Origin of the sequence: Streptomyces sp. NPDC006624 (assembly GCF_040611555.1) — a bacterium.
Lineage (GTDB): Bacteria > Actinomycetota > Actinomycetes > Streptomycetales > Streptomycetaceae > Streptomyces.
The window spans coordinates 44643-68576 of sequence record NZ_JBEXOM010000014.1; the positions used below are offsets into that span (position 1 = coordinate 44643).

Annotated in this window: 23 protein-coding genes; 12 read left to right on the forward strand and 11 right to left on the reverse strand. The window is 73.3% G+C overall.

Annotated features, from left to right (window positions below; all coding sequences use genetic code 11):
- Positions 1-8 precede the first annotated feature (8 nt).
- The 6 genes from ABZY20_RS24405 (at position 9) to ABZY20_RS24430 (ending at position 5956) form a co-directional block, all read left to right on the forward strand.
- Positions 9-320: an urease subunit beta gene (locus tag ABZY20_RS24405; RefSeq protein ID WP_356443658.1), complete on the forward strand. Its 312-nt coding sequence runs from the start codon at positions 9-11 to the stop codon at positions 318-320.
- Positions 313-2034 carry an urease subunit alpha gene (locus ABZY20_RS24410; protein WP_356443659.1) on the forward strand — a complete coding sequence of 574 codons (1722 nt, stop codon included), beginning with the start codon at positions 313-315 and terminating at the stop codon, positions 2032-2034. Before ABZY20_RS24405 ends, ABZY20_RS24410 begins: the two co-directional genes overlap by 8 nt.
- 13 nt (positions 2035-2047) lie before the next feature.
- Positions 2048-2722: an urease accessory UreF family protein gene (locus ABZY20_RS24415; protein WP_356443660.1), complete on the forward strand. Its 675-nt coding sequence runs from the start codon at positions 2048-2050 to the stop codon at positions 2720-2722.
- A 57-nt stretch (positions 2723-2779) separates the two neighbouring features.
- Positions 2780-3463: an urease accessory protein UreG gene (ureG, locus tag ABZY20_RS24420; protein WP_356443661.1), complete on the forward strand. Its 684-nt coding sequence runs from the start codon at positions 2780-2782 to the stop codon at positions 3461-3463.
- Complete coding sequence (locus ABZY20_RS24425) at positions 3460-4218, forward strand: urease accessory protein UreD (protein ID WP_356443662.1); 759 nt, start codon at positions 3460-3462, stop codon at positions 4216-4218. The genes ureG and ABZY20_RS24425 overlap by 4 nt, the downstream gene beginning before the upstream one ends.
- Positions 4219-4348: 130 nt before the next feature.
- Positions 4349-5956 (forward strand): alpha/beta hydrolase, encoded by a 1608-nt coding sequence (locus ABZY20_RS24430; protein ID WP_356443663.1) that lies wholly within the window; start codon positions 4349-4351, stop codon positions 5954-5956.
- A gap of 215 nt (positions 5957-6171) precedes the next feature.
- Here the strand turns inward: ABZY20_RS24430 and ABZY20_RS24435 are convergent, their stop codons facing one another.
- Positions 6172-6900 carry a lysophospholipid acyltransferase family protein gene (locus tag ABZY20_RS24435; RefSeq protein WP_356443664.1) on the reverse strand — a complete coding sequence of 243 codons (729 nt, stop codon included), beginning with the start codon at positions 6898-6900 and terminating at the stop codon, positions 6172-6174.
- A 353-nt stretch (positions 6901-7253) separates the two neighbouring features.
- Here ABZY20_RS24435 and ABZY20_RS24440 point away from each other — a divergent pair, with 353 nt between their 5' ends.
- Complete coding sequence (locus ABZY20_RS24440; protein ID WP_356443665.1) at positions 7254-7709, forward strand: RpiB/LacA/LacB family sugar-phosphate isomerase; 456 nt, start codon at positions 7254-7256, stop codon at positions 7707-7709.
- A 1-nt stretch (position 7710) separates the two neighbouring features.
- Here ABZY20_RS24440 and ABZY20_RS24445 read toward each other — a convergent pair whose 3' ends face one another.
- From ABZY20_RS24445 to ABZY20_RS24465, 5 genes are all read right to left on the reverse strand, one after another.
- Positions 7711-8952, reverse strand: coding sequence for a SpoIIE family protein phosphatase (locus ABZY20_RS24445; RefSeq protein WP_356443666.1), 1242 nt, complete (start codon positions 8950-8952; stop codon positions 7711-7713).
- A gap of 65 nt (positions 8953-9017) precedes the next feature.
- Positions 9018-11483 (reverse strand): SpoIIE family protein phosphatase, encoded by a 2466-nt coding sequence (locus ABZY20_RS24450; RefSeq protein ID WP_356443667.1) that lies wholly within the window; start codon positions 11481-11483, stop codon positions 9018-9020.
- A gap of 173 nt (positions 11484-11656) precedes the next feature.
- Entirely contained in the window at positions 11657-12910 is a 1254-nt protein-coding gene (rocD, locus tag ABZY20_RS24455) for an ornithine--oxo-acid transaminase (RefSeq protein WP_356443668.1), read from the reverse strand.
- Positions 12907-13728 carry a dimethylargininase gene (gene ddaH, locus ABZY20_RS24460; RefSeq protein ID WP_356443669.1) on the reverse strand — a complete coding sequence of 274 codons (822 nt, stop codon included), beginning with the start codon at positions 13726-13728 and terminating at the stop codon, positions 12907-12909. Before ddaH ends, rocD begins: the two co-directional genes overlap by 4 nt.
- 117 nt (positions 13729-13845) lie before the next feature.
- Positions 13846-14370, reverse strand: a complete 525-nt coding sequence (locus ABZY20_RS24465; RefSeq protein ID WP_356443670.1) for an Lrp/AsnC family transcriptional regulator — start codon at positions 14368-14370, stop codon at positions 13846-13848.
- Between the two features lie 121 nt (positions 14371-14491).
- Between ABZY20_RS24465 and ABZY20_RS24470 the strand changes: the two genes are divergently transcribed.
- The 4 genes from ABZY20_RS24470 to ABZY20_RS24485 are packed head-to-tail and all read left to right on the forward strand — an operon-like array spanning position 14492 to position 18558.
- Positions 14492-15241: a LytTR family DNA-binding domain-containing protein gene (locus ABZY20_RS24470; protein WP_356443671.1), complete on the forward strand. Its 750-nt coding sequence runs from the start codon at positions 14492-14494 to the stop codon at positions 15239-15241.
- Positions 15242-15243: 2 nt separating this feature from the next.
- Entirely contained in the window at positions 15244-15600 is a 357-nt protein-coding gene (locus ABZY20_RS24475) for a hypothetical protein (protein WP_356443865.1), read from the forward strand.
- A gap of 25 nt (positions 15601-15625) precedes the next feature.
- On the forward strand, positions 15626-17347 hold the full coding sequence (locus ABZY20_RS24480) for a cation acetate symporter (protein ID WP_356443672.1): 1722 nt from the start codon (positions 15626-15628) through the stop codon (positions 17345-17347).
- Positions 17344-18558 (forward strand): histidine kinase, encoded by a 1215-nt coding sequence (locus tag ABZY20_RS24485; protein WP_356443673.1) that lies wholly within the window; start codon positions 17344-17346, stop codon positions 18556-18558. The genes ABZY20_RS24480 and ABZY20_RS24485 overlap by 4 nt, the downstream gene beginning before the upstream one ends.
- A gap of 4 nt (positions 18559-18562) precedes the next feature.
- Here ABZY20_RS24485 and ABZY20_RS24490 read toward each other — a convergent pair whose 3' ends face one another.
- The 5 genes from ABZY20_RS24490 to ABZY20_RS24510 all read right to left on the reverse strand — a co-directional run bounded on the left by ABZY20_RS24490 (position 18563) and on the right by ABZY20_RS24510 (position 23156).
- Positions 18563-18742 carry a hypothetical protein gene (locus ABZY20_RS24490; RefSeq protein WP_356443674.1) on the reverse strand — a complete coding sequence of 60 codons (180 nt, stop codon included), beginning with the start codon at positions 18740-18742 and terminating at the stop codon, positions 18563-18565.
- 80 nt (positions 18743-18822) lie between these two features.
- A complete protein-coding gene (locus ABZY20_RS24495; RefSeq protein ID WP_356443675.1) occupies positions 18823-19773 on the reverse strand; it encodes a cytochrome c oxidase assembly protein in 951 nt (316 codons plus the stop codon).
- Between the two features lie 163 nt (positions 19774-19936).
- A complete protein-coding gene (locus tag ABZY20_RS24500) occupies positions 19937-20962 on the reverse strand; it encodes a 6-phosphofructokinase (protein WP_356443676.1) in 1026 nt (341 codons plus the stop codon).
- A gap of 203 nt (positions 20963-21165) precedes the next feature.
- Positions 21166-21894, reverse strand: coding sequence for a glutamine amidotransferase (locus ABZY20_RS24505; RefSeq protein WP_356443677.1), 729 nt, complete (start codon positions 21892-21894; stop codon positions 21166-21168).
- A gap of 23 nt (positions 21895-21917) precedes the next feature.
- A complete protein-coding gene (locus ABZY20_RS24510) occupies positions 21918-23156 on the reverse strand; it encodes a MurT ligase domain-containing protein (protein ID WP_356443678.1) in 1239 nt (412 codons plus the stop codon).
- 160 nt (positions 23157-23316) lie between these two features.
- Between ABZY20_RS24510 and def the strand changes: the two genes are divergently transcribed.
- Complete coding sequence (gene def, locus ABZY20_RS24515) at positions 23317-23862, forward strand: peptide deformylase (RefSeq protein ID WP_356443679.1); 546 nt, start codon at positions 23317-23319, stop codon at positions 23860-23862.
- Positions 23863-23934 lie beyond the last annotated feature (72 nt).

Consider the following 23934-nt stretch of genomic DNA (forward strand, 5'->3'; position numbering starts at 1 on the left):
GGGCCCCGATGATCCCCGGAGAGATCCTCTTCGCCGACGACCCGATCCGCTGCAACGAGGGCCGCGAGACCACCCGCCTGACCGTCCTCAACGCCGCCGACCGGCCCGTCCAGGTCGGCTCCCACTACCACTTCGCCGAGGCCAACCCCGGGCTGGAGTTCGACCGCGCCGCCGCGCGCGGCAAGCGGCTGAACGTCGCCGCCGGCACGGCCGTGCGCTTCGAGCCCGGCATCCCGGTCGACGTCGAACTCGTCCCGCTCGCCGGAGCCCGTGTCGTGCACGGGCTGCGCGGGGAGACCGGAGGCGCCCTCGATGCCTGAGATCTCCCGCGCCGCCTACGCCGACCTGTTCGGCCCGACGACCGGCGACCGGATCAGGCTCGCCGACACCGACCTGCTGGTCGAGATCGAGGAGGACCGTTCCGGCGGCCCCGGGCACGCCGGCGACGAGGCCGTGTTCGGCGGCGGCAAGGTCATCCGCGAGTCCATGGGCCAGGCCCGGGCCACCCGGGCGGAAGGCACCCCGGACACCGTGATCACCGGCGCGGTGATCATCGACCACTGGGGGATCGTCAAGGCCGACGTCGGCATCCGCGACGGGCGGATCACCGGCATCGGCAAGGCCGGCAACCCCGACACCATGGACGGCGTCCACCCGGACCTGGTCATCGGCCCGGAGACCGAGATCATCGCCGGCAACGGTCGGATCCTCACGGCGGGCGCGATCGACGCGCACGTCCACTTCATCTGCCCGCAGATCGCGGACGAGGCCCTGGCGTCCGGCGTCACGACCCTGGTGGGCGGCGGCACCGGCCCGGCCGAGGGCTCCAAGGCCACGACCGTGACGCCCGGCCCCTGGCACCTGGCGCGGATGCTGGAGGCCATGGAGGCGTATCCCCTCAACGTCGGCCTGCTGGGCAAGGGCAACACCGTCTCCCACGAGGCGATGCTGTCGCAGATCCGCGGCGGCGCGCTCGGCCTGAAGCTGCACGAGGACTGGGGCTCGACGCCCGCCGTCATCGACGCCGCGCTGACCGTCGCCGAGCGGACGGGCATCCAGGTCGCCATCCACACGGACACCCTCAACGAGGCCGGTTTCGTGGGCGACACGCTCGCCGCGATCGCCGGACGGGGCATCCACGCGTACCACACCGAGGGCGCGGGCGGCGGGCACGCGCCCGACATCATGACCGTGGTCTCCGAGTCCCACGTGCTGCCCAGCTCCACGAACCCGACCCGGCCGTTCACCGTCAACACCGCCGAGGAACACCTCGACATGCTGATGGTGTGCCACCACCTCAACCCGGCCGTGCCGGAGGACCTGGCCTTCGCCGAGTCCCGGATCCGGCCCTCCACCATCGGGGCGGAGGACGTGCTGCACGACCTGGGCGCGATCTCCATCATCTCCTCCGACTCCCAGGCCATGGGGCGCGTGGGCGAGGTCGTCCTGCGCACCTGGCAGACCGCGCACGTCATGAAGCGGCGCCGCGGGGCTCTGCCGGGGGACGGGCGCGCCGACAACCGCCGGGTGCGCCGCTATGTCGCCAAGTACACGATCAACCCGGCCCTCGCCCAGGGACTGGCCCGCGAGATCGGCTCGGTGGAGAGCGGCAAACTCGCCGACCTCGTGCTGTGGGAGCCCGCGTTCTTCGGCGTCAAGCCGCACCTCGTCGTCAAGGGCGGGCAGATCGCGTACGCGCAGATGGGCGACGCGAACGCCTCGATCCCGACCCCGCAGCCCATCCTGCCGCGGCCCATGTACGGGGCGATCGGGCGGGCGCCCGCCTCGAACTCCGTCAACTTCGTGGCGCCGCTCGCCGTCGAGGACGGGCTGCCGGAGAGGCTGGCCCTCGGCAAGCGGTTCATGGCCATCGAGTCGACCCGCGCGGTCACCAAGGCCGACATGCGGGAGAACGACGCGCGGCCCGAGGTGCGGGTGGATCCCGACAGCTTCGCCGTGGACATCGACGGGGAGCTCGTCGAGGCGGCACCGGCGGCCGAGCTGCCCATGGCGCAGCGCTACTTCCTCTTCTGAAGGCGGGGTGACGATGTCACGGGCGGCACTGCTCGTGCTGGCGGACGGCCGGTTCCCCGCCGGAGGGCACGCGCACTCCGGCGGGGCCGAGGAGGCCGTCAAGGCCGGGCGGATCAGCGGGGCGGCGAGCCTCGCGGAGTTCTGCCGGGGCCGGCTGCACACGGCCGGGCTGGTGTCGGCGTCCCTCGCGGCGGCGGCCGCGCTCGGCATCGACCCCGTCACGCTGGACGGCGCGGCGGACGCGCGGACGCCCTCGCCCGCGCTGCGGGCCGCCGCGCGCAAGCTGGGGCGGCAGTTGCTGCGCGCCGCGCGGGCGACCTGGCCGTCCGCCGAACTGGACGCCCTGGGACGGCAGTTCCCCAAGGGCGCGCACCAGCCGGTGGTGCTCGGGCTGGCGGCCCGGGCCGCGGGGCTGGGGCCGGTCGACGCCGCGTACTGCGCGGCGTACGAGAGCGTGAGCGGGCCGGCCACGGCGACGGTGCGGTTGCTGAGCCTGGACCCCTTCGACGCCACGGGGGTGCTGGCCCGGCTGGCGCCGGAGGTGGACCGGGTCGCGGACCGGGCGGTGGAGGCGGCGCGCCACGTCGTCGACGAAGGAGCCGACGCCCTGCCTGCGGGGTCGGCGCCGCTGCTGGAGATCGGCGCCCAGGCGCACGCCGGATGGCCCGTGCGGCTGTTCGCGTCCTAGCCGCCGTCACCTCACCCACCTCGTCACCTCAGTCGGACACGAACGCGGGAGCCGTACATGCACCTCGACCACAGCCACGACGGGCCGGCCGCCGTCGGTGCCGACGCGCACCGCCCGGACGGCAGGCGCCGCGCCCTGCGCATCGGGCTCGGCGGACCCGTCGGATCCGGGAAGACCGCCACCGTCGCCGCGCTCTGCCGTGCGCTGCGCGACGAACTGGCGCTCGCCGTCGTCACCAACGACATCTACACGCGGGAGGACGCGGAGTTCCTGCTGCGCCAGGCCGTGCTGCCGCCCGAGCGCATCACCGCCGTGGAGACGGGCGCCTGCCCGCACACCGCGATCCGGGACGACATCTCCGCGAACCTGGAGGCGGTGGAGGACCTGGAGGACGCGGCCGGGCCGCTGGACCTGGTGCTCGTGGAGTCCGGCGGGGACAACCTCACCGCCACCTTCTCCCGAGGGCTGGTGGACGCGCAGATCTTCGTGATCGACGTCGCCGGGGGCGACGACATCCCGCGCAAGGGCGGCCCGGGCGTGACCACCGCCGACCTGCTCGTCGTCAACAAGACCGATCTCGCCCCCCACGTCGGCTCCGACCTGGCCCGGATGGCCGCCGACGCCAAGGCCCAGCGGGGAGAACTGCCGGTCGTCTTCCAGTCGTTGCGCGGCGGGACCGGGGTCGCGGAGGTCGCCGCGTGGGTGCGGGCGCGGCTCGGCGCGTGGACGGCGGGCGGGTGAAGGGCCCCGGGGTCCGGGCCGTCGCGAGGATCCGCGCCCGTGACGACGGGCGGGGCGGAACGTCCCTGCCGGTGCTGGAGAGCGACGGGCCCCTGGCGGTGCGGCGCACCCGGGCCGCCGGCCGCGAGGCCAGGGTCATGCTGGTCGGCGCCATGAGCGGACCGCTGGGCGGCGACCACTTCACCGTGGAGGCCCGGGCGGAGGAAGGGGCGCGGCTGACCGTCGGATCGGCCGCCGCGACCCTCGCGCTGCCGGGCCAGGCCAAGGGCGGGGCCCGGTACGACGTCCGGCTCGGCGCCGCCGATCACGCCGAACTGCACTGGCTGCCGGAGCAGTTGATCTCCGCCCGGGGCAGCGACCTGCACGTCACCACCCGCGTCGACCTCGCCCCCACGGCCCGGCTCGTCCTGCGCGAGGAGCAGGTGCTCGGGAGGGCGGGCGAGGAACCCGGGCGGCTGACGAGCCGTCTGACCGTACGCGTCGCCGGCCGGACCGTGCTGGACCAGGAACTGGCCTGCGGGCCCGGCGCCCCGGGCGGCTGGGACGGTCCCGCCGTGCTCGGAGGACACCGGGCGGTCGGCCAACTGGTCGTGGTGAGACCCGAGTTCCGGACCGAACCGGTGACGGCCCGGGTGCTGGGGGAGGGCGCCTCGGTGGTGCCGCTCGCCGGGCCCGCAGCGCTCGTCACCGCGGTCGCGCCGGACGCCCTGCGGCTGCGGCGGTTGCTGGACGACGGGCTGAGGTCCCTGGCCTAGGCGTCCGTAGAGCAACACCCCTTCTCCGTTTATCGGATTGGCAAAGAAGGGCGACCACCCCTGTCCCCGGGGACCGCCCAGCCGCGAGGATCCTCCGTACTGATCGCAACGATGTACGGGGAGGTCCCCCTTGAGGGGTACGAGACCGAAGAGGCGGGTGGCGGCGCTCGGTTCGGCCGGCGCGCTCGTCGCGGCCACACTGATAGCGGGGGCCGTCGCGGCGCCCACGGCGAACGCGAACGCGAGCAGCGGCTACGGGCACAGCCAGGACCGCGAGGCCCGGGGCACCGCCCTCGCCGCCGCCCGGGCCGCCGAGGCGGGCGTCGACTGGCAGGACTGCCCCGCCGACTGGAACCTGGCCAAGCCGATCCAGTGCGGGTACCTCACCGTGCCGCTCGACTACGCCAAGCCGTACGGCAAGCAGATCAAGCTCGCCGTCGACCGCATCGGCAACACCGGCACCAAGGCCGAGCGCCAGGGCGCGCTCCTGTACAACCCGGGCGGCCCCGGCGGCTCCGGACTGCGCTTCCCGACCCGGGTCACCGGCAAGAACCCCATCTGGGCCGACACGGCCAAGGCCTACGACTTCGTGGGCTTCGACCCGCGCGGCGTCGGCAGGTCCACGCCCATCTCCTGCGTCGACCCGCAGGAGTTCGTCAAGGCACCCAAGATGGACCCGGTGCCCGACTCCGAGGCCGACAAGCGCGCCCAGCGCAAGCTGGCCCGCGAGTATGCCGAGGGCTGCAACGAGCGCAGCGGCTGGATGCTGCCGCACATGACCACCCCGAACACCGCGCGCGACCTCGACGTCATCCGCGCCGCCCTCGGCGAGAAGAAGCTCAACTTCCTCGGTGTCTCCTACGGCACCTACCTCGGCGCCGTCTACGCCACCCTCTTCCCGGGCCATGTGCGCCGCATGGTCGTCGACAGCGTCGTCAACCCCTCCCGGGAGAAGATCTGGTACCAGGCCAATCTGGACCAGGACGTCGCCTTCGAGGTCCGCTGGAAGGACTGGCAGGACTGGGTCGCCGCGAACGACGCGACCTACCACCTCGGCACCACCCGCGCCGCCGTCCAGGACAAGTGGCTCCGGCTGCGCGCCACCGCGAAGAAGGACCCGATCGGCGGGGTCGTCGGCCCGGCCGAGCTGACCGGCTTCTTCCAGCGCGCCCCGTACTACGACTCCGCGTGGGCGCCGGTCGCCGCGGTGATGAGCAAGTACTTCGCCGGTGACACCCAGGCGCTCGTCGACGCCGCCGCCCCCGACCTGTCGGACACGGTGGGCAACGCCGCCTCGGAGAACGGCAACGCCGTCTACACCGCCGTCGAGTGCGCCGACGCCAAGTGGCCCACGAACTGGCGGACCTGGGACCGCGACAACACCCGGCTCCACCGGGACAACCCGTTCCTCACCTGGTCCAACGCGTGGATGAACCTGCCGTGCGCCACCTGGCCGGTCAAGCAGCGGACGCCGCTGGAGGTCAGGACCGGCAAGGGCCTGCCCGGGGTGCTGATCGTCCAGTCCGAGCGGGACGCGGCCACCCCGTACGGGGGCGCCGTCGAACTGCACAAGCGGTTCAAGGGCTCCCGCCTGATCACCGAGAAGGACGCGGGCTCCCACGGCGTCACCGGCCTGGCCAACCCGTGCGTCAACGACCGGGTGGACAACTACCTGCTGACGGGCCGGCTGGACTCCGCGGACGTGACCTGCGCGCCGCACGCCACGCCGAAGCCGTAGCGGCAACGATCCCGACCGAACGGGGCGAGGGGCGGCCGGAGTCCTCCGGCCGCCCCTCCCTCGTACTCCCCGGGCCGTGCAGCGGGCCTCCCCGGCCGGCACGGCGGCGTACCGGGGGATGCCCCTCCGGCTCGCCCCGCCGCGTCCGCACCTCGGCGGGCCGCCTCCGGTTCCTGCCGCTGCCGCGCGTCACCCCACCGCGTCCCAGGAGGACGTCAACGGCGCGGCACCCGCGGGAACTTCCGCTCCTTCGCGGCGGCCGCCCGCTCCGCCTCCTCGGCCTTCACGTCGGCCGCGTACCGGTCGACGTACTCCTGCCCGGACAGGGACAGGATCGCGTACATGATCTCGTCGGTGACCGCCCGCAGGATGGTCTTCTCGTTCTCCATGCCGGCGTAACGGGAGAAGTCCAGGGGCTCGCCGAAGCGGATCGCCACCGGGCGGATGTGCGGGATGACCTTGCCGGGCGGCTGCGCCTCGAAGGTGCCGATCATCGCGCAGGGGACGACCGGGACCCCGGCCTTGAGGGCCATCACCGCGACACCGACCTTGCCCCTGTAGAGCCGCCCGTCGTGCGAGCGGGTGCCCTCGGGGTAGATGCCGAGCAACTCGCCCTTGCCCAGCACGCCGAGGCCCTCGCGGATCGCGGCCTGGCCGGCGTCCTTGCCGGAGCGGTCGACCGGGATCTGTCCCGCGCTGCGGAAGAAGAAGGCCGTCAGCCGCCCCTTGACGCCCGGTCCCGTGAAGTACTCGGCCTTCGCGAGGAAGGTGATGCGCCGCTTGAGGATCGCGGGCATCAGAAAGTGGTCCGAGAAGGACAGGTGGTTGCCGGCGACGATGGCCGCGCCCTCCTGCGGAACGTGCTCCAGGCCTTCGATCCGGGGCCGGAAGACCAGTCTCAGCAGCGGGCCCAGCAGCACGTATTTCAACAGGTAGTAGAACAAAGCGGGCGCTCCTCGACTCTCGCGACGGCCTCAGCCGTCGCGTTCCAGCAGGTCAACCGGCATGTCGTGGGGTGCCAGTGTAGGTGCAGGCGCAGCCGCCGGGCACCTCGTCGGACAGGCCGTGTGGATCCTTCGCCGATTGACTGACGGTCAGTCAGGCGCGAGTGTCCCGGGGTGCTCGAGCGGCGGGGGAGGACCGCGCGACCAGCGTGCTGCGCCACTCGGGTGACCGGCAAGCCGAACGGGGGTCCTGGCGTGATCGCGGCGGGTGGTCGGCGCGCCGCCGGCTCTTGCCGGCGCGGGGCCGTTGTGGGCCGGTGGCTTCCACCGCCCGGCCGAGTAACCTGCGAGGCATGCGCATCTCTGTTTCCTCGGACATGGACGAGCCCGTCGCCCGCGCCCTCGTCGCCGCGCTGCGCGACCGGGGCCACGAGGTGCACCCGCACGGCGCGCTGCGCCCCGGCGGCGACGCGCAGTGGGCGGTGTGCTCCGAGGCCGCGGCCCGCGAGGTCGCCGACGGCGCGGCCGACCAGGCGGTGGTGTGCTGCTGGACCGGCACGGGAGCCTCGATCGCCGCGAACAAGGTGCCCGGCGTGCGGGCCGCCCTGTGCACGGACGCCTACTCGGCCGACGGGGCGCGCCGCTGGAACGACGCCAACGTGCTCGCGCTCAGTCTGCGGCTCACCTCGGAGCCGCTGCTGCGGGAGATCCTCGACGCCTGGTTCGCGGGCGAGCCCAGCACGGACGCCGAGGACCGGCAGAACGTGGACCGCCTCCGGCTGCTCGATCACGGCAAGTCCCGCCTGTAGGTCACAGCCGCACGATGACCAGTGCGGTGTCGTCGGTGGCGCCCCCGGACGGCAGCAGTTCCAGCAGGACGGTGTCGGCGAGGGCCTCGGGATCCTGGTCGCGGTGCCGGCGCAGTGCCTCGGCCAGCCGGTCCAGGCCCACGTCGATGTCCTCGCGGCGCCGTTCGACCAGGCCGTCGGTGTACAGCACGAGCGTGGCGCCCGGCGTGTACGAGGTCTCGGCCTGCGGCCGGGGGATGGGGTCGGGCCGGGCGTCGAGCGGGGTGTCGGTGGCCCGGTCGAGGAACTCCGTACGGCCGTCGGCGTGGACCAGCACCGGCGGGGGGTGCCCGGCGCTGCTGTAGGTGATGGCGTGCCGGTCGAAGTCGATGAACGTCGTCACCGCGGTCGCCGACTCGGCACCGTCGACCACGTGGGCGTACCGCCCCACCACGTCCAGGGCCTGTCCCGGCCCCGCGGCGACCCGGGAGGCCGCGCTGAGCGCGCTGCGCAGCTGGCCCATCACCCCGGCCGCCTCCAGCCCGTGCCCGACCACGTCGCCCACGGACACGCCGATCCGGTGGCCGCCGACCAGGTCGACCAGGTCGTACCAGTCCCCGCAGACGTTGAGCGCTCCCACGGCCGGCCGGTAGCGGACGGCGGCCCGGTGGTGGTGGCGGACCTGGCGGCGGGCCGGCAGCATCGCCTCCTGCAGGGCCAGCGCCACCTCCCGTTCCCGCGAGTGCGCGCGCCGCAGCCGCTCGTTCAGCTCCTGCAGTTCCCGGGCGCGGGTGTACAGCTCGGCCTCCAGCACCCGGGCGCGGCCGTTCCGGTTGCCTCCGGAGCGGCCCCGGGCCCGGATGAGCTCGGTGACCTCCTCCACGCGGTGCAGGATCAGCGCGACCTTCCCGTCGGGGCCGAGCAGCGGCGCGTTCACCGGACTCCAGTAGCGCTCCTCCCAGGTCCCGGGCCGCTCGGGATCCTCCAGGTCGTAACGCTGCAGCGCCATGGCGTCACGCTCCCTGGTGGCCAGGACGCGGTACAGCGAGGCCGACAGATTGCGCACGCCCGTGGCGGCCGGGTCGTGGGGGTTGTCCGGGAAGGCGTCGAACAGGTACCGGCCGACCAGCTCCTCGCGTGAGCGGCCGGAGACGCGCGCGTACTCCTCGTTGACGTCCGCGAACACGAGCTCGGGGGTCAGGAGCGCCACCATGCCGGGCAGCGCGTGGAACACCGCCGCGTAGTCGATCGCCGTATCCGCCATGGCTGCCGCCTCACCCTGCCGGGATCACACCAGTTTCCCACGGTATGAGCGAATTCTGCCCCGCTTCATTCGGGAAGGTCCGTCAGGGACTGCTCGGCCCAGATGATCTTTCCCTGCGGGACGAACCGCGTGCCCCAGCGCTGGGTGAGCTGGGAGACCAGCAGCAGCCCGCGCCCGCCCTCGTCGGTCGTCCGGGGATGGCGCAGATGGGGTGCGGTGGCGCCGCCGTCGAACACCTCGCACACCAGCGCGCGGTCGCGGATCAGCCGGAGCCGGATCGACCCGGTGGCGTACCGGATGGCGTTGGTGACCAGCTCGCTCACCACCAGCTCCGTGGTGAAGACCAGTTCGTCCAGCCCCCAGCGCGCCAGCTGCCCGGTCGCGGTGCGGCGGGCGTCGGCGACCACGGCCGGGTCGGAGGGCAGCTCCCAGGCCGCGACCTGCCCGGTGCCGAGACGTTTCGTCCGGGCCATCAGCAGGGCCACGTCGTCGTGCGGGCGCGCCGGCACCAGCGCGTCGACCACCGTCCGGCAGTACGACTCCAGCGGTCCCCCCTGCTCCAGCACCCGGCGCAGCCGTTCGCGCCCGGCGTCGACGGCCCAGGTCTCACCGCGGGCCAGCAGCCCGTCGGTGTGCAGGGCGAGGACGGTGCCCTCGGCCAGGGACAGCTCCACCGCCTCGAAGGGCGGGCCGCCCACGCCGAGCGGCGGCCCCTGCGGCAGGTCGGCGAAGGTGACCGAGCCGTCGGGCAGCACCACGGCCGGCGCGGGCTGCCCCGCCGCGGCCATGGCGCACGTGCCGTCGACCGGGTCGTAGACGGCGTACAGGCACGCGGCGCCCACCGACCGCCCGCTGTCGGCGTCCACCGCGTCCGGCTCGGCGTCCTCCTCGCCGTTGTCCCGCGCCGAGCGCGCCACCAGGTCGTCGAGGTGCGCCAGCACCTCCTCCGGCGGCAGGTCCAGAGCCGCCAGGGTGCGGACCGCGGTCCGCAGCTGGCCCATCGCCGCGGCGGCGTCGATCCCGTGCCCCGGCACCTCGCCGACGACCAGCGCGACCCGCGCCCCGGACAGCGGGATGAGGTCGTACCAGTCGCCGCCGAGCCCGGTGAGCTCGTCGGCCGGCCGGTAGCAGGCGGCCACCTCGACGGCCTCCTGCTCGGGCAGCCGGCGCGGGAGCAGACTGCGCTGCAGCACCAGGGCGGCGTCCCGCTCACGGGTGTAGCGGCGGGCGTTGTCGAGGTAGACCGCGGCGCGCGCGACGAGGTCCTCGGCCAGGCGCTGGTCCTGCTCGTCGAAGGGCTCCTGGCGGTGGCGCCGGTAGAAGGTGGTGACGCCGAGGGTGGTGCCGCGCGAGCGGATCGGCACGGTCAGCACGCTGTGCAGGCCCAGTTCCCGGAACGTGGCCCGCCGGCCGTTCGGCACGTCCGTGGTCCAGTCCCGGTCCAGCGGGTCGAGCCGGTCCGAGCGCCAGGAGCGCCCGGTGGCCAGGCACCGCACCGGGGGCGACCCCGCCCGGTAGGTCGCGACCTCGCCGACCGGGACGGCGACCTTCAGCAGCTCCTCGTAGGCGGACCGGTGACCGGCGCGGCGCAGCGCCACCGCACTGTCGGTGTCCAGCGGCCCGGGCGGCAGCTCGCCGCCGCCCAGCACCGTCTCCAGCAGGTCCACGCTGACGAAGTCGGCCAGTCCCGGCGCGGCCACGTCGGCCAGTTCCTGCGCGGTGTGCATCAGGTCCAGGCTGCGGCCGATGCATTCGCCGGCCCGGTCGAGCAGCGCCAGCCGCTGCCGGGCACGGTGCCGCTCGGTCATGTCCACGACGGTGTAGTAGACGCCGGCCGGGTTGCCCTGCTCGTCCTCCAGCCGGGTGAAGGACAGCATGTGCGCCGTCTCCCGCAGCGGCGCCGACCGGACGTGGCCGACGTGCTCGTACCCGAGGACGGCCTCGCCGGTCTCCAGTACGTGCCGCATCTGCGCCTCGACCGCCTCGGCGTCCAGGCCCGGCTGCACGTCCGCGAACCGCAGCCCGAGCCGGCGCCTCGCCGGCCCGCCGCCGAACTGCTCCAGGGCGGCGTTCGACCACACGAACCGCAGGTCCGTGTCCACGATCGCGATGCCGACCGGGGCGTCGGACACCATCTGCTCCAGCACGGCGCGGCTCATGTTCCAGCCGCGAGCGCCGGTCAGCTCCGACAGCAGCACCAGCCAGCGCGAGCCGCCCCGCACCTCCTCGGCCGTGACGATCCGGGCCATCACCCGCACCGGCCGCCCGTCCCCGCGGAGCACCGCCAGCAGCCCCGTCCAGCCGCCGTCCCTGCGGCACCGCTCGACCAGGTCGGGAACCCGCTCCGCGTCCTCGGCGGCCAGCAGGTCGGCGAACTTCCTGCCCACCGTCTCGGAGGCCGCGTGGCCCAGCAGCCGCCGGGCAGCGCCGGTCCAGCCCGTCACCACGCCCTGCGGATCGAGCAACAGGGGCGCCGCGTCGGCCACGTCGAACCGCTGCCGGGCAACGCCGTCTTCCTCGTCTGCGCCCACGGCCGACCTCTCTGTCGCTGAGAGTGGTCTACCACCTCTTGCCCCAATCTTCACCCTTACGGCGAGAGTGGGCGGCTTGGGCGGGGCCGGTCGAGCGGCACGCCGGGCCCGGCGCAGGCCCGCCCGGGGACGGGAGACCTCCGCCGGCCCGCCTCCTGGACCAGGGCCTTCTCCTAGACCAGGACCTTCTCCAGCGTCCTGAGCGCCCCTTCCAGCTCCTCGGCCGTGATGGTGAGCGGCGGAGCCAGCCGGATCGTCGAGCCGTGGGTGTCCTTCACCAGGACCCCCTCGCGCATCAGCCGCTCGCTGATCTCGCGGCCGGTGCCGAGCGCGGGGTCGATGTCGACGCCCGCCCACAGACCCCGCGAGCGGAACCCGACGACGCCCTTGCCGACCAGCCCCGTCAGACCGTCGCGCAGGATCACGCCCAGCTCGGCCGCCCGGCGCTGGAACTCACCCGTCTCCAGCAGCTCCACCACGGCCGTGCCGACCGCCGCCGCCAGCGGGTTGCCGCCGAACGTCGAACCGTGCTCGCCCGGATGCAGCACCCCGAGCACGTCCCGGCGCCCGACCACCGCCGACACCGGCACGATGCCGCCGCCCAGCGCCTTGCCCAGCAGCACCACGTCCGGCACCACCGACTCGTGCTCCACCGCCAGGGTGCTGCCCGTGCGGCCGAGCCCGGACTGGATCTCGTCCGCGATGAACAGGCAGCCCGCGCGCCGGGTCAGCTCGCGCACGCCGGCCAGATAGCCCTCGTCCGGGATGATCACACCCGCCTCGCCCTGGATCGGCTCGATCAGCACCGCCGCCGTCGTCTCGTCGACCGCCGCCTCCAGCGCCGCCAGGTCGTTGTACGGCACGATCCGGAAGCCCGGGGTGAAGGGCCCGAAGCCCGCCCGGGCCGTCTCGTCGGTGGAGAAGCTGACGATCGTCGTCGTACGGCCGTGGAAGTTGTCCGCCGCCACCACGATGGTCGCCCGGTCCGCCGGGACGCCCTTGACGTCGTAGGCCCACTTGCGGGCCACCTTCACGCCGCTCTCCACCGCCTCCGCGCCGGTGTTCATGGGCAGCACCATCTCCTGCCCGGTCAGCGCCGCCAGCCGCTCGGCGAACCCGGCGAGCCGGTCGTTGTGGAACGCCCGCGAGGTGAGGGTCAGACGGTCCAGCTGACGGTGCGCGGCCTCGATCAGCGCCGGGTGGCGGTGGCCGAAGTTCAGGGCCGAGTAGCCGGCCAGCATGTCGAGGTAGCGCCGGCCCTCCACGTCCTCCACCCAGGTGCCCTCGGCCCGGGAGACGACCACGGGCAGCGGGTGGTAGTTGTGCGCGAGGACCGGCTCCTCCGCGCGGATGAGCTCCTCGGAGCCGCGGGTCTCCGGCGAACCGGACGCCTCCGGCGAGCCCTGGGTGCGGACAGGTGCGGTCATGAGCGGATCTCCCGGATCTCCTGGGTGCAGCACTTGATGCCGCCACCGGCCTTCTGGAACTCGGACAGGTCGACGGGGACGGGCACGTAACCCCGGTCGGCCAGCTGCCCGGCCAGACCCGTCGCCCCCGGCGAGATGAACACATGGCGTCCGTCGGAGACGGAGTTGAGCCCGAACGCCATCGCGTCCTCACGGGTGGCGAGCACCGCGTCCGGGTACATCCGGGCCAGCACCTCGCGGCTGCCCGGCGAGAACGCCTCGGGGTAGTAGGCGATGTTCTCCTCGTCGAGGACGAACAGCGCCGTGTCGAGGTGGTAGAACCACGGGTCGACCAGCGTCAGGCCGATCACCGGTACGCCGAAGTACTCCTGCACCTCGCTGTGGGCCTCCCGCGTGGTGCGAAAGCCCGTCCCCGCCAGGATCCAGCGGCCGGCCGGCACCAGGTCGCCCTCGCCCTCGCACACCGACTCGGGGTGGTACACCTCGTAGCCCTCCGTCTTGAACCACGCCTCGTAGGGCACGGACTCCGGACGGCGTTCGGGCGCGCGGAAGAGGGAGCCGAAGACGCGGCCGTCGACGACGACCGCCGCGTTCGCGGCGAAGACCATGTCGGGCAGACCGGGCACGGGTTTCACACTGTCCACGGTATGGCCGTGGGCGCGGTAGGTGTCGACCAGCGCCTGCCACTGGTCCAGCGCGCGGAGTACGTCGACGGGCTCGTCGGGATGCATCCACGGGTTGATCGCGTACTGCACGGCGAAGTGCCGGGGCTCGCAGACGAGGTAGCGCCGCCGGCGCGGCACACGGGAGTCGGGCACGAAGGGGTCCCTCCGCTTCCTCACGGTGTGTGACTGGGGGTTGACCCAACGGTAGGAAGTGACGGGGCCGGCCGACAAGAAACAAAGCTTGCGCGTTCACGCAGGAACGCTGCGTCCTCAGCGCGGTCCGCGCACGTCTGCTGCGCCGGTCGCGCCCTCCTCGGGCGCCGGATGGCTGGCCCCGGCCTCCGGGCTCTCCGGCAGCAGGTGCGACAGCACCATCACGCTGATGGTCTTCCGGATGAACGGCTCCTGGCGGATCCGCTCCAGCACCTCCTCGAAGTGCTCCACGTCCCGCGCCCGCACGTGCAGCAGCGCGTCCGCGCCGCCGGTCACGGTCATCGCCGCGGCGATCTCCGGATAGTCGCGCACCACCTCCGCCAGCCGCCGCGGCGGGGCGGCGCCCTCGCAGTACACCTCGACGTAGGCCTCCGTGCGCCAGCCCAGCGCCGACGGCTTCACGGTCGCCGTGAACCCGGTGATCACACCGGTCTCCCGCAGCCGGTCGACCCGGCGCTTGACCGCGGTCGACGACAGCCCGATCGCCGTGCCGATCTCCGCGAACGACGACCTGGCGTTCGCCATCAACGCGGCGATGATCTTCTGGTCGAGCGCGTCGAACGCGGTGGACCTGCTGTTCATGCGGGCACTGTATCCACCGGCCCGCGGGCCCGCGCCCGCTGCGGGACGCGCACGGCATCCAGCGCGCACGTCCCCCCCGGCACGTGCCCGGACGCGGGGATCGCCCCTACACTCCGGGTTCATGCTGCGCGCCCTGGCTGTCGACGACGAACGCCCCTCGCTCGAGGAACTGCTCTACCTGCTGCGCGCCGACCCCCGCATCGGCAGCGCGGAGGGCGCCGGCGACGCGACCGAGGCGCTGCGCCGCATCAACCGCGCCCTGGAGTCCGGCCCGGGCGGCCCCGAGGCGATCGACGTCGTCTTCCTCGACATCCAGATGCCCGGCCTCGACGGCCTCGACCTCGCCCGGCTGCTCACCGGCTTCGCCCGGCCGCCGCTGATCGTGTTCGTCACCGCCCACGAGGACTTCGCCGTGCAGGCCTTCGACCTGAAGGCCGTCGACTACGTCCTCAAGCCCGTCCGCAAGGAGCGCCTCGCCGAAGCCGTGCGCCGGGCCGCGGAGCTGCGCGGCGCCGCCCCGCGCATCCCCGTGAGCGAACCCGACCCGGACCACATACCCGTCGAGCTGGGCGGCGTGACGCGCTTCGTCGCCGTCGACGACATCACGCACGTCGAGGCCCAGGGCGACTACGCCCGCCTGCACACCGAGCGGGGCAGCCACCTGGTCCGCATCCCCCTGTCGACCCTGGAGGAGCGCTGGCGCTCCCGGGGCTTCGTGCGCATCCACCGCCGCCACCTCGTCGCGCTGCGCCACATCGGCGAACTCCGCCTCGACGCCGGCACCGTCAGCGTCCTCGTCGGCTCCGAGGAGCTCCAGGTCAGCCGCCGCCACACGCGCGAACTGCGCGACCTGCTGATGAGGAGGCCGTGACCGTGCCCCAGGACCACACCGAGCGCCGCGTCGTCGTCACCGGCCCGCCCCGGCAGAGACGGGCCTCCGGCTACTACCGGCCGCGCACCGAGATCGACGAACAGACCACCCTCGGCCACACCTACGTCCGCTCCCTGATGCGCACCCAGCTGCGCGCCGCCCTCACCGTCTTCGCGGTCCTCGGCCTGCTCGTCGGCCCGCTCCCGCTGCTCTTCGCCGCGCTGCCGGACGCCCGCCGCCTCGAATGGGCCGTCCTGGGCTTCGGCCTGTACGTCCCCCTGGTCCTGCTCGCCCGCTGGTACGTCCGGCGCGCCGAGCGCAACGAGCGCGACTTCGTCCGCCTCGTCGAGGACCGATGACCCGCCACCGGCGCACCGCCCACCGATGAACTCCGCCTACGCCGTCCCCGCCGTCGCCCTGGTCGTCGTCGCGACCGTCCTGGTCGGCGCCTTCGGCCTGCGCATCTCCCGCACCACCTCCGACTTCTACGTCGCCTCGCGCACCGTCGGCCCCCGCCTCAACGCCGCCGCGATCAGCGGCGAGTACCTCTCCGCCGCCTCCTTCCTCGGCATAGCGGGCCTCGTCCTGGTGCACGGCCCCGACATGCTCTGGTACCCGGTCGGCTACACCGCCGGCTACCTCGTGCTGCTGCTGTTCGTCGCCGCCCCGCTGCGCCGCTCCGGCGCCTACACGCTGCCCGACTTCGCCGAGGCCCGCCTCGCCTCCCAGGCCGTACGGCGGCTCGCCGGCGCCTTCGTCGTCGGCGTCGGCTGGCTGTACCTGCTGCCCCAGCTCCAGGGCGCCGGACTGACCCTGACCGTGCTCACCGGGGCGCCGGACTGGCTGGGCGGCGTCATCGTGGCGATCGTCGTCACCGCCATCGTCGCCGCCGGCGGCATGCGCAGCATCACCTTCGTCCAGGCTTTCCAGTACTGGCTCAAGCTCACCGCCCTGCTCGTCCCCGCCCTGTTCCTGATCCTCACCTGGCAGGGCGACGGCGCGCCGCGCCACGCCTTCGACGAACCGGCCGCGTTCCGCGAGCAGCGCGAGGTACGCGTCGACGACGGCATCGACCTGAAGCTGGACCGCCCGCTGACCGTCACCGTCACCGGAACCGTCGACGGCCGCTCCCACACCGGCGCCCGCCTCGAGCTGCCCGCCGGCACCCACCGCATCGACAGCGGCACCCGGCTCACCTTCCCCGCGGGCGCCCCCGTCCCCGAAGCCGGACGCGGCGGCGCAGGAGACCTCACGCCGTCCCCGTCCGAACAGACCGGCAGCAGCGGGGAACGCCCCCTGTACGCCACCTACGGGCTGATCCTCGCCACGTTTCTCGGCACCATGGGCCTGCCGCACGTCGTGGTCCGCTTCTACACCAGCCCGCACGGCGTCGCCGCCCGCCGCACCACCGTCGCGGTCCTCGGCCTGATCGGCGCCTTCTACCTGCTGCCCCCGGTCTACGGCGCCCTCGGCCGCCTCTACGCCCCGGAGCTGACCCTCACCGGCGACCCGGACGCCGCCGTCCTGCTGCTGCCCGACCGCATGATCGGGGGAGTGGGCGGCGACCTGCTGGGCGCGCTGGTCGCGGGCGGCGCCTTCGCCGCGTTCCTGTCCACGGCCTCCGGGCTGACCATGGCCGTCGCGGGCGTCCTCACCCAGGACGTCCTGCCCTCGCGTGGCGTGCGGCACTTCCGGCTCGGCACGGTCCTCGCGATGGCCGTGCCCCTGGCGGCGAGCGTCCTGGTCGGCGGGCTCCCCGTCGCGGACGCGGTCGGGCTCGCCTTCGCGGTGTCGGCGTCCTCGTTCTGCCCGCTGCTCGTCCTCGGCATCTGGTGGCGCCGGCTGACCCCGCCCGGCGCCGCCGCAGGCATGCTGGTCGGCGGCGGCTCGGCCCTGCTCGCCGTCGCCGCCACCATGGCGGGCTACCCCGGCCAGGGCGCCCTGCACGCCCTGCTCGCCTGGCCCGCCCTGTGGTCCGTCCCGCTGGGCTTCCTCACCATGATCCTGGTCTCCCTGGCCACCCCCGGACGGGTCCCCCCGGGCACGGCGGCGGTGCTGGCCCGTTTCCACCTGCCCGAGGAACTGCGCACGGAGGTGCCGGCATGAGCGGCTTCCTGGCGGGCCTGTGCGTCGCCGTGCTCCCCGTCCTGGCCCTCGGGGTGTGGCTCGGGCGGCGCACCGCCCGGGCCAAGAGCCTCGCCGGCCTCGGCACCCCCGTCGAGCACGCCACCTTCGAGACCCTGCACACCGCGTCCCTCGCCGCGCCCCCGCTGCGGGCCGGCCTCACCGAGGAGACCGCCCGCAAGTCCGCGCGCAAACTGCGCTCCCTGCTCGGCACGGACGCCCTCTGCCTCACCGACCGCGCACAGGTCCTCGTCTGGGACGGCGACGGCGCCCACCACCGCACCGAGATCATGGAACGCCTCGCCGGACCCCTGGAGACCGGCCGCGGCGAGGCGTTCCACCTCACCTGCGACACCCTGGACTGCTCGGTGCGCTGGGCGGTCGTCGCCCCGCTCACGGTCGACGACCGGGTGCACGGCGCCCTGGTCGCCTGCGCGCCCCGCGAGTCGGCCGTGCTGGTCCGGGCCGCGGGGGAGGTGGCCCGCTGGGTGTCGGTGCAGCTGGAGCTGGCCGATCTCGACCGGTCCCGCACCCGCCTCATCGAGGCCGAGATCAAGGCGCTGCGGGCGCAGATCTCCCCGCACTTCATCTTCAACTCGCTCGCGGTGATCGCGAGCTTCGTGCGCACCGACCCCGAGCGCGCCCGCGAGCTGCTCCTGGAGTTCGCCGACTTCACCCGCTACTCGTTCCGCCGGCACGGCGACTTCACCACCCTCGCCGACGAGCTGCACGCCATCGACCACTACCTGGCCCTGGTCCGGGCACGCTTCGGCGACCGCCTGTCCGTCACCCTGCAGATAGCGCCGGAGGTGCTGCCCGTCGCCCTGCCCTTCCTGTGCCTGCAGCCGCTCGTCGAGAACGCCGTCAAGCACGGCCTGGAGGGCAAGGCCGTCCCGGCGGGCAAGTGCCACATCCAGATCACCGCCCAGGACGCGGGCGCCGAGGCGCTCGTGGTCATCGAGGACGACGGCGCCGGCATGGACCCCGGTCTGCTGCGCCGCATCCTCGCCCGCGAGGCCAGCCCGTCCGGCGGCATCGGCCTGTCCAACGTCGACGACCGGCTCCGCCAGGTCTACGGCGACGACCACGGCCTCGTCATCGAGACCGCCCCGGGCGCCGGCATGAAGATCACCGTCCGGCTGCCGAAGTACCAGCCGGGCGTGCACTCGGCGGGCCGGCTGACCCGGGAGTGAGCCGTCAGGTGCTGCGCGTGGTGACCACCAGCCCGAGCGTGATCAGCCCCAGGACCACCCAGCCGAACCACAGCCAGCCGTTGCTCCCCAGCGCCACCGTGTAGGCCGTCACCAGGACGAGCCCTCCGACGGTGAGCCCTCCCATGGTCTTCGTCGCATTGGAACCGTGCGTGGAACGGGGCATCGCGACACCCTCCTCGTGGTCCGGTCCCTCCATGGTGCCCGGCCGGCACCCGGCGCGCACCGTCCGTACCCGAGCCGGCTTCAGCGCCCCTGCGCGTTCAGTGAGGCCAGATAGGCGTTGTACGCCTCGAGTTCCTTGTCCCCGTCGCGCTCGGCGGCCCGGTCCGTGCGCCGCGCCTGGCGCTGCTCGGAGGCGTACCACTGGAACAGCAGCGCGATCAGGACCAGCACGGACGGGATCTCGCTGAACGCCCAGGCGATGCCGCCCGCCGCGTTCTGGTCCGACAGTGCCTCGATGCCCAGCGAGGCGGGCGGGTTCTTGAACGTCTCCACCATCGGCTCGCTCGCCATCATCAGCGCGATGCCGAAGAACGCGTGGAACGGCATGCCCGCGAACAGCTCCAGCATCCGCATCAGATAGCCCGGCCGGTGCGGCCCCGGGTCCACGCCCATGATCGGCCAGAAGAACACCAGCCCGACGGCGAGGAAGTGCACCATCATCGCGATGTGCCCGGCCTGGGAACCCATCAGCGTGTCGAACAGCGGCGTGAAGTACAGCGCGTACAGGCTCGCGATGAACAGCGGGATGGTGAACGCCGGGTGGGTGACGATCCGCATGTACCGGCTGTGCAGGAACATCAGCAGCAGCTCACGGGGGCCCTTGCGGCCCCGGCCCGCCGTCGGCAGCGCCCGCAGCGCCAGCGTGACCGGTGCCCCGAGCAGGATCAGGATGGGCGACACCATGCTGATCACCATGTGCTGCACCATGTGCACGCTGAACATGACCATGCCGTAGTCGTTCAGCCGCGTGCACATCATGAGCGCGATGCTCAGCACACCGAGGACGAAGGCGACGGTGCGTCCGACGGGCCACTTGTCCCCGCGCCGCACCAGCCGCGCGACACCCCACCCGTACAGGGCGAGCCCGGCCAGACAGGCGATCAGGAAGAAGGGGTTCGCCGACCACTCCAGCCCTCGCCCCAGCGTGAACGGCGGCAGATCCATGGTCGTGCCGTGCCCGCTGTGATCCATTCCGCCGGCTCCTGTTTCGTGGGGGTGTGCAGCAAGTTGTCCGCCCACAAGAGTAGAACCGCCCCCGGTGGCTGTTACGACCGGGGGCGGTACGACACCGCAGGGGCGCGGGGAACTGCGCGACCAGCCACACAGGACCCGCACCCATCGAACGAGCGCAACCTCAGAGGACGCACTCCGCTTCCTCGTACCGGTCCTCCGGCACCGTCTTCAGCGTCTCCACGGCCTCCGAGAGCGGCACCATCACGATGTCGGTGCCCCGCAGCGCGGTCATCTGCCCGAACCGGCCGCGGTGCACGGCCTCCACCGCGTGCCACCCGAACCGCGTGGCCAGCACCCGGTCGTAGGCGGTGGGCGTGCCGCCGCGCTGCACGTGCCCGAGGATGACCGGCCGCGCCTCCTTGCCCAGGCGCCGCTCCAGCTCCACGGACAGCTGGCGCGCGATGCCCGCGAACCGCTCGTGCCCGTAGATGTCCTTGCCGCCCTCGTCGAACTCCATGGAACCGGGCCGGGGCTTGGCGCCCTCGGCCGCGACGACGATCGCGAAGCGCTTGCCCGCCGCGAACCGCGCGCCGACCCGCTGGGCCAGCTCCTCTATGTCGAAGGGCCGCTCGGGCACCACGATGGCGTGCGCCCCGGCCGCCATGCCGGAGTGCAGCGCGATCCAGCCGGTGTGCCGGCCCATGACCTCGACGACCAGCACCCGCTGGTGGGACTCGGCGGTGGTCTTCAGCCGGTCGAGGGCCTCGGTCGCCACGCCCACCGCCGTGTCGAAGCCGAACGTGACGTCCGTGACGGCGATGTCGTTGTCGATGGTCTTCGGCACGCCCACCACGGGCAGCCCGCTGTCCGACATCAGCCGGGCGGCCTTGAGCGTGCCCTCGCCGCCGATCGGGATGATCGCGTCGAGGCCGAGCTCCTGCAGGTGGCCCTTGGCCCGCTCCACGCCGTCCCGCAGATGGGAGGGCTGGACCCGGGAGGAACCGAGGATCGTGCCGCCGCGGGCGAGGATGCCGCCCACCGCGTCGAGGTCGAGCTTGAGGTAGTCGCACTCCAGGAGGCCCTTCCAGCCGTCCCGGAAGCCGATGACCTCGTCGCCGTGGTCGACGACGGCACGGTGCACGACGGACCGGATGACGGCGTTCAGGCCGGGGCAGTCGCCGCCGGACGTGAGGACACCAATGCGCATAGCCCGAAAAACCTTCTCGATGTGGGCCGGGACCGGACCGCGTTGTCCGGCTGGAATCCCCGCCACCCTAGCGGCATCGAGGGCCCTGGCCGAAGCACGCGTCCGCCTGCTGGACGACCCCGCTCACCTGTGCGGATGGGTCGACAGACGGGCTGTTGACCAGCGGGTTGACGCGTGCCCTGGGGCGGGCTGCGGCGCGTGCCTCAGGCAGGCTGCTGAGCAGCGGAGATGCGCTCGTTGCGCAGCGCCTCGTACCAGCGGTCGTCGGTCGGCGGCAGCGCGTTGACGTCGAGGGCCAGCTTCAGCAGCAGGTCCGCGATCAGCGGGTTGCGGGCGAGCACGGGGCCGTGCATGTAGGTGCCGAAGACGGTGTCGTTGTACGCGCCCTCGGTGCCGTCGCCCGTGCCGTTGCCGTTGCCGAAGCGCACCCGGGCGAGCGGGCGGGCGGTGGGCCCGAGGTGGGTGACGCCCTGGTGGTTCTCGAAGCCGGTCAGCGGGGGCAGGCCGAGCCGCTGGTCGACGTCGCCCAGCACGTCGCCCACGCACCGCGCGCCCTCGCCGCGCACCGACACCACGTCCAGCAGCCCGAGGCCGGGCTCGCGCTGGCCGAGGTCGTTGATGAACTCGTGGCCGAGGATCTGGTAGCCGGCGCACACCGAGAACACGATGGCGCCGTTCTCCACGGCCCGGGTCAGTCCGCCGTCCCGGCGCAGCCGCTCGGCGGCGAGCCGCTGCGGACGGTCCTCGCCGCCGCCGATCAGGTAGATGTCGCCGGAGGTCGGGATCGGCTGGTCGCTGCGCACGTCCAGCCGGGCCACGTCCAGGCCGCGCTGCCGGGCGCGGCGCTCCACGACGAGGACGTTGCCCTGGTCGCCGTAGGTGCTGAGCAGGTCGGGATAGATCCAGACGATGCGCAGTTGGTTGTCGCTCACAAAAGTCCCCTGACGTCTCGTGCTCAGTTGCCGACGCGGCGGCGGAGGTCCTGGAACGCCGTGTAGTTGGCGATGACCTCGATACGGCCCGGCGGGCACGCCGCCACGGCCTGGTCGAGGGTGTCGTAGACCTGGAAGTGCTGGTCCGCGACCTCCAGGCGTACCGCGAGGTCCAGCCGCCGGTCGCCGACGACGCAGATCGGGTGGCCGGTCAGGCGGGTGTAGTCGACGTCCCACAGCCAGGAGGTGTCGGTGCCGTCGGCGGAGCGGGCGTTCACGGACAGGATGACCGGGGCGGGCGGCGGGTCGATCAGCGAGAACGTCTCCAGCCAGCCGGCCGGGTTCTTCGCGAGCAGCAGCCTGAGGTCGCGGCCCTGGAACTGGACGACGTCGTACCGTCCGGCCACGGCCTGCACCTGGTACATGCGCTCCAGCGCGACCTGCGGGGGCACCCCGAACACGGCGGCGACGGCGGCCGAGGAGGCGGCGTTGGCCTTGTTGGCGCGGCCGGGCAGCTGGAGGTGGATCGGCCAGGCCGAGCCGTGTGGGTCGAGGACGTGGTCGCCGGAGAGCGCCCAGCTCGGCGTCGGCCGGCGGAAGCCGCACTCGCCGCAGAACCAGTCGTCGCCGGGGCGCTGCATCACACCGCCGCAGGAGGGGCAGGACCAGGCGTCGTCCTTCCACATCTGCCCGGCGGCGACCCAGATCACATTGGGGGAGGAGGACGCGGCCCACACCACCAGCGGGTCGTCGCAGTTGGCGACGACCACGGCCTTGGAACCCGCGAGTCCCTCCCGCCAGTTCTCGGCGAGCATCCGCGTCTCGGCGGCCCGGTCGAGCTGGTCGCGGGAGAGGTTGAGCAGCGCGATGCACTTCGGGGCGGTGTCCCGGGCGACGCCGGCGAGGTACTTCTCGTCGACCTCGATGACGCCGTACCGGGCGTCCGAGCCGCCCGCCAGGGCCGAGGTGATGCCGGCCGGCATGTTGGCGCCGAGCGCGTTGGAGACGACCGGTCCCGCCGCGCGCAGGGCCTCGGCGATGAGCCGGGTGGTGGTGGTCTTGCCGTTCGTCGCCGAGACCAGGACCACGTCCAGGTTCTGCGCGAGCCGGGCCAGGAGCTCGGGGTCGAGCTTGAGCGCCACCCGGCCGCCGATCACCGAACCGCTGCCGCGCCCTGCGGCGCGGGATGCCGCTGCGACCGCCTTGCCCGCGGTCACGGCGAGCTTGGCCCGCGGCGAGAGCGGGTCCGAGTTGCCTGCCATCAGTTCTCGATCCTCCTTGCGTACGCGCCGCGCCTGAAGCCTGACGGCCACGTGGGGTGTGGGCCTCAGCCTATCGAGATCCATTGGCGGTCCCGAACCGCGGCACTGTGGTGAACTCGTGCGGAAGGCGCGGATCGACAGGGACCTTACTCTTGCCGCCATGCGACACAGCCCCATCCCCGGCGCCCGCGGCCGCGTGAGACCCCTCACGCTGCACGGCGACCCGCTCCTGCACACGCCCTGCGCGGAGGTCACCGACTTCGGCCCCGGACTGGCCCGTCTCGTCGAGGACTTGTTCGCGACGATGTACGCCGCCCGGGGCGTCGGGCTGGCCGCCAACCAGATCGGCGAGCCGCTGCGGGTCTTCGTCTACGACTGCCCCGACGACGAGGACGTCCGCCATGTCGGCCATGTGGTCAATCCCCGTCTCGTCGAGAAGGACGGGGTGGTGATCCGCGGCCCGGAGGGCTGCCTGTCCCTCCCGGGCCTGGAAGCGGGCACGGAGCGCCACGACCACGCGGTGGTCGAGGGGTTCACCGTGACCGGCGAGCCGGTCACGGTCCACGGCACGGGCTTCTTCGCCCGCTGCCTCCAGCACGAGTGCGACCACCTGGAGGGCCGTGTCTACGCGGACCACCTCAGGGGATGGCGCCAGCGCAGGCTGATGCGCCAGGTGGCCAAGGCCTCATGGCGCCGGGCGGGGTGACTCCTCGGGGGCGCGGGGCTGTGCCGGGGTGCGGCTCCGCCGCGTGGGCGCGCGCAGCCCGCACCGTCCGTC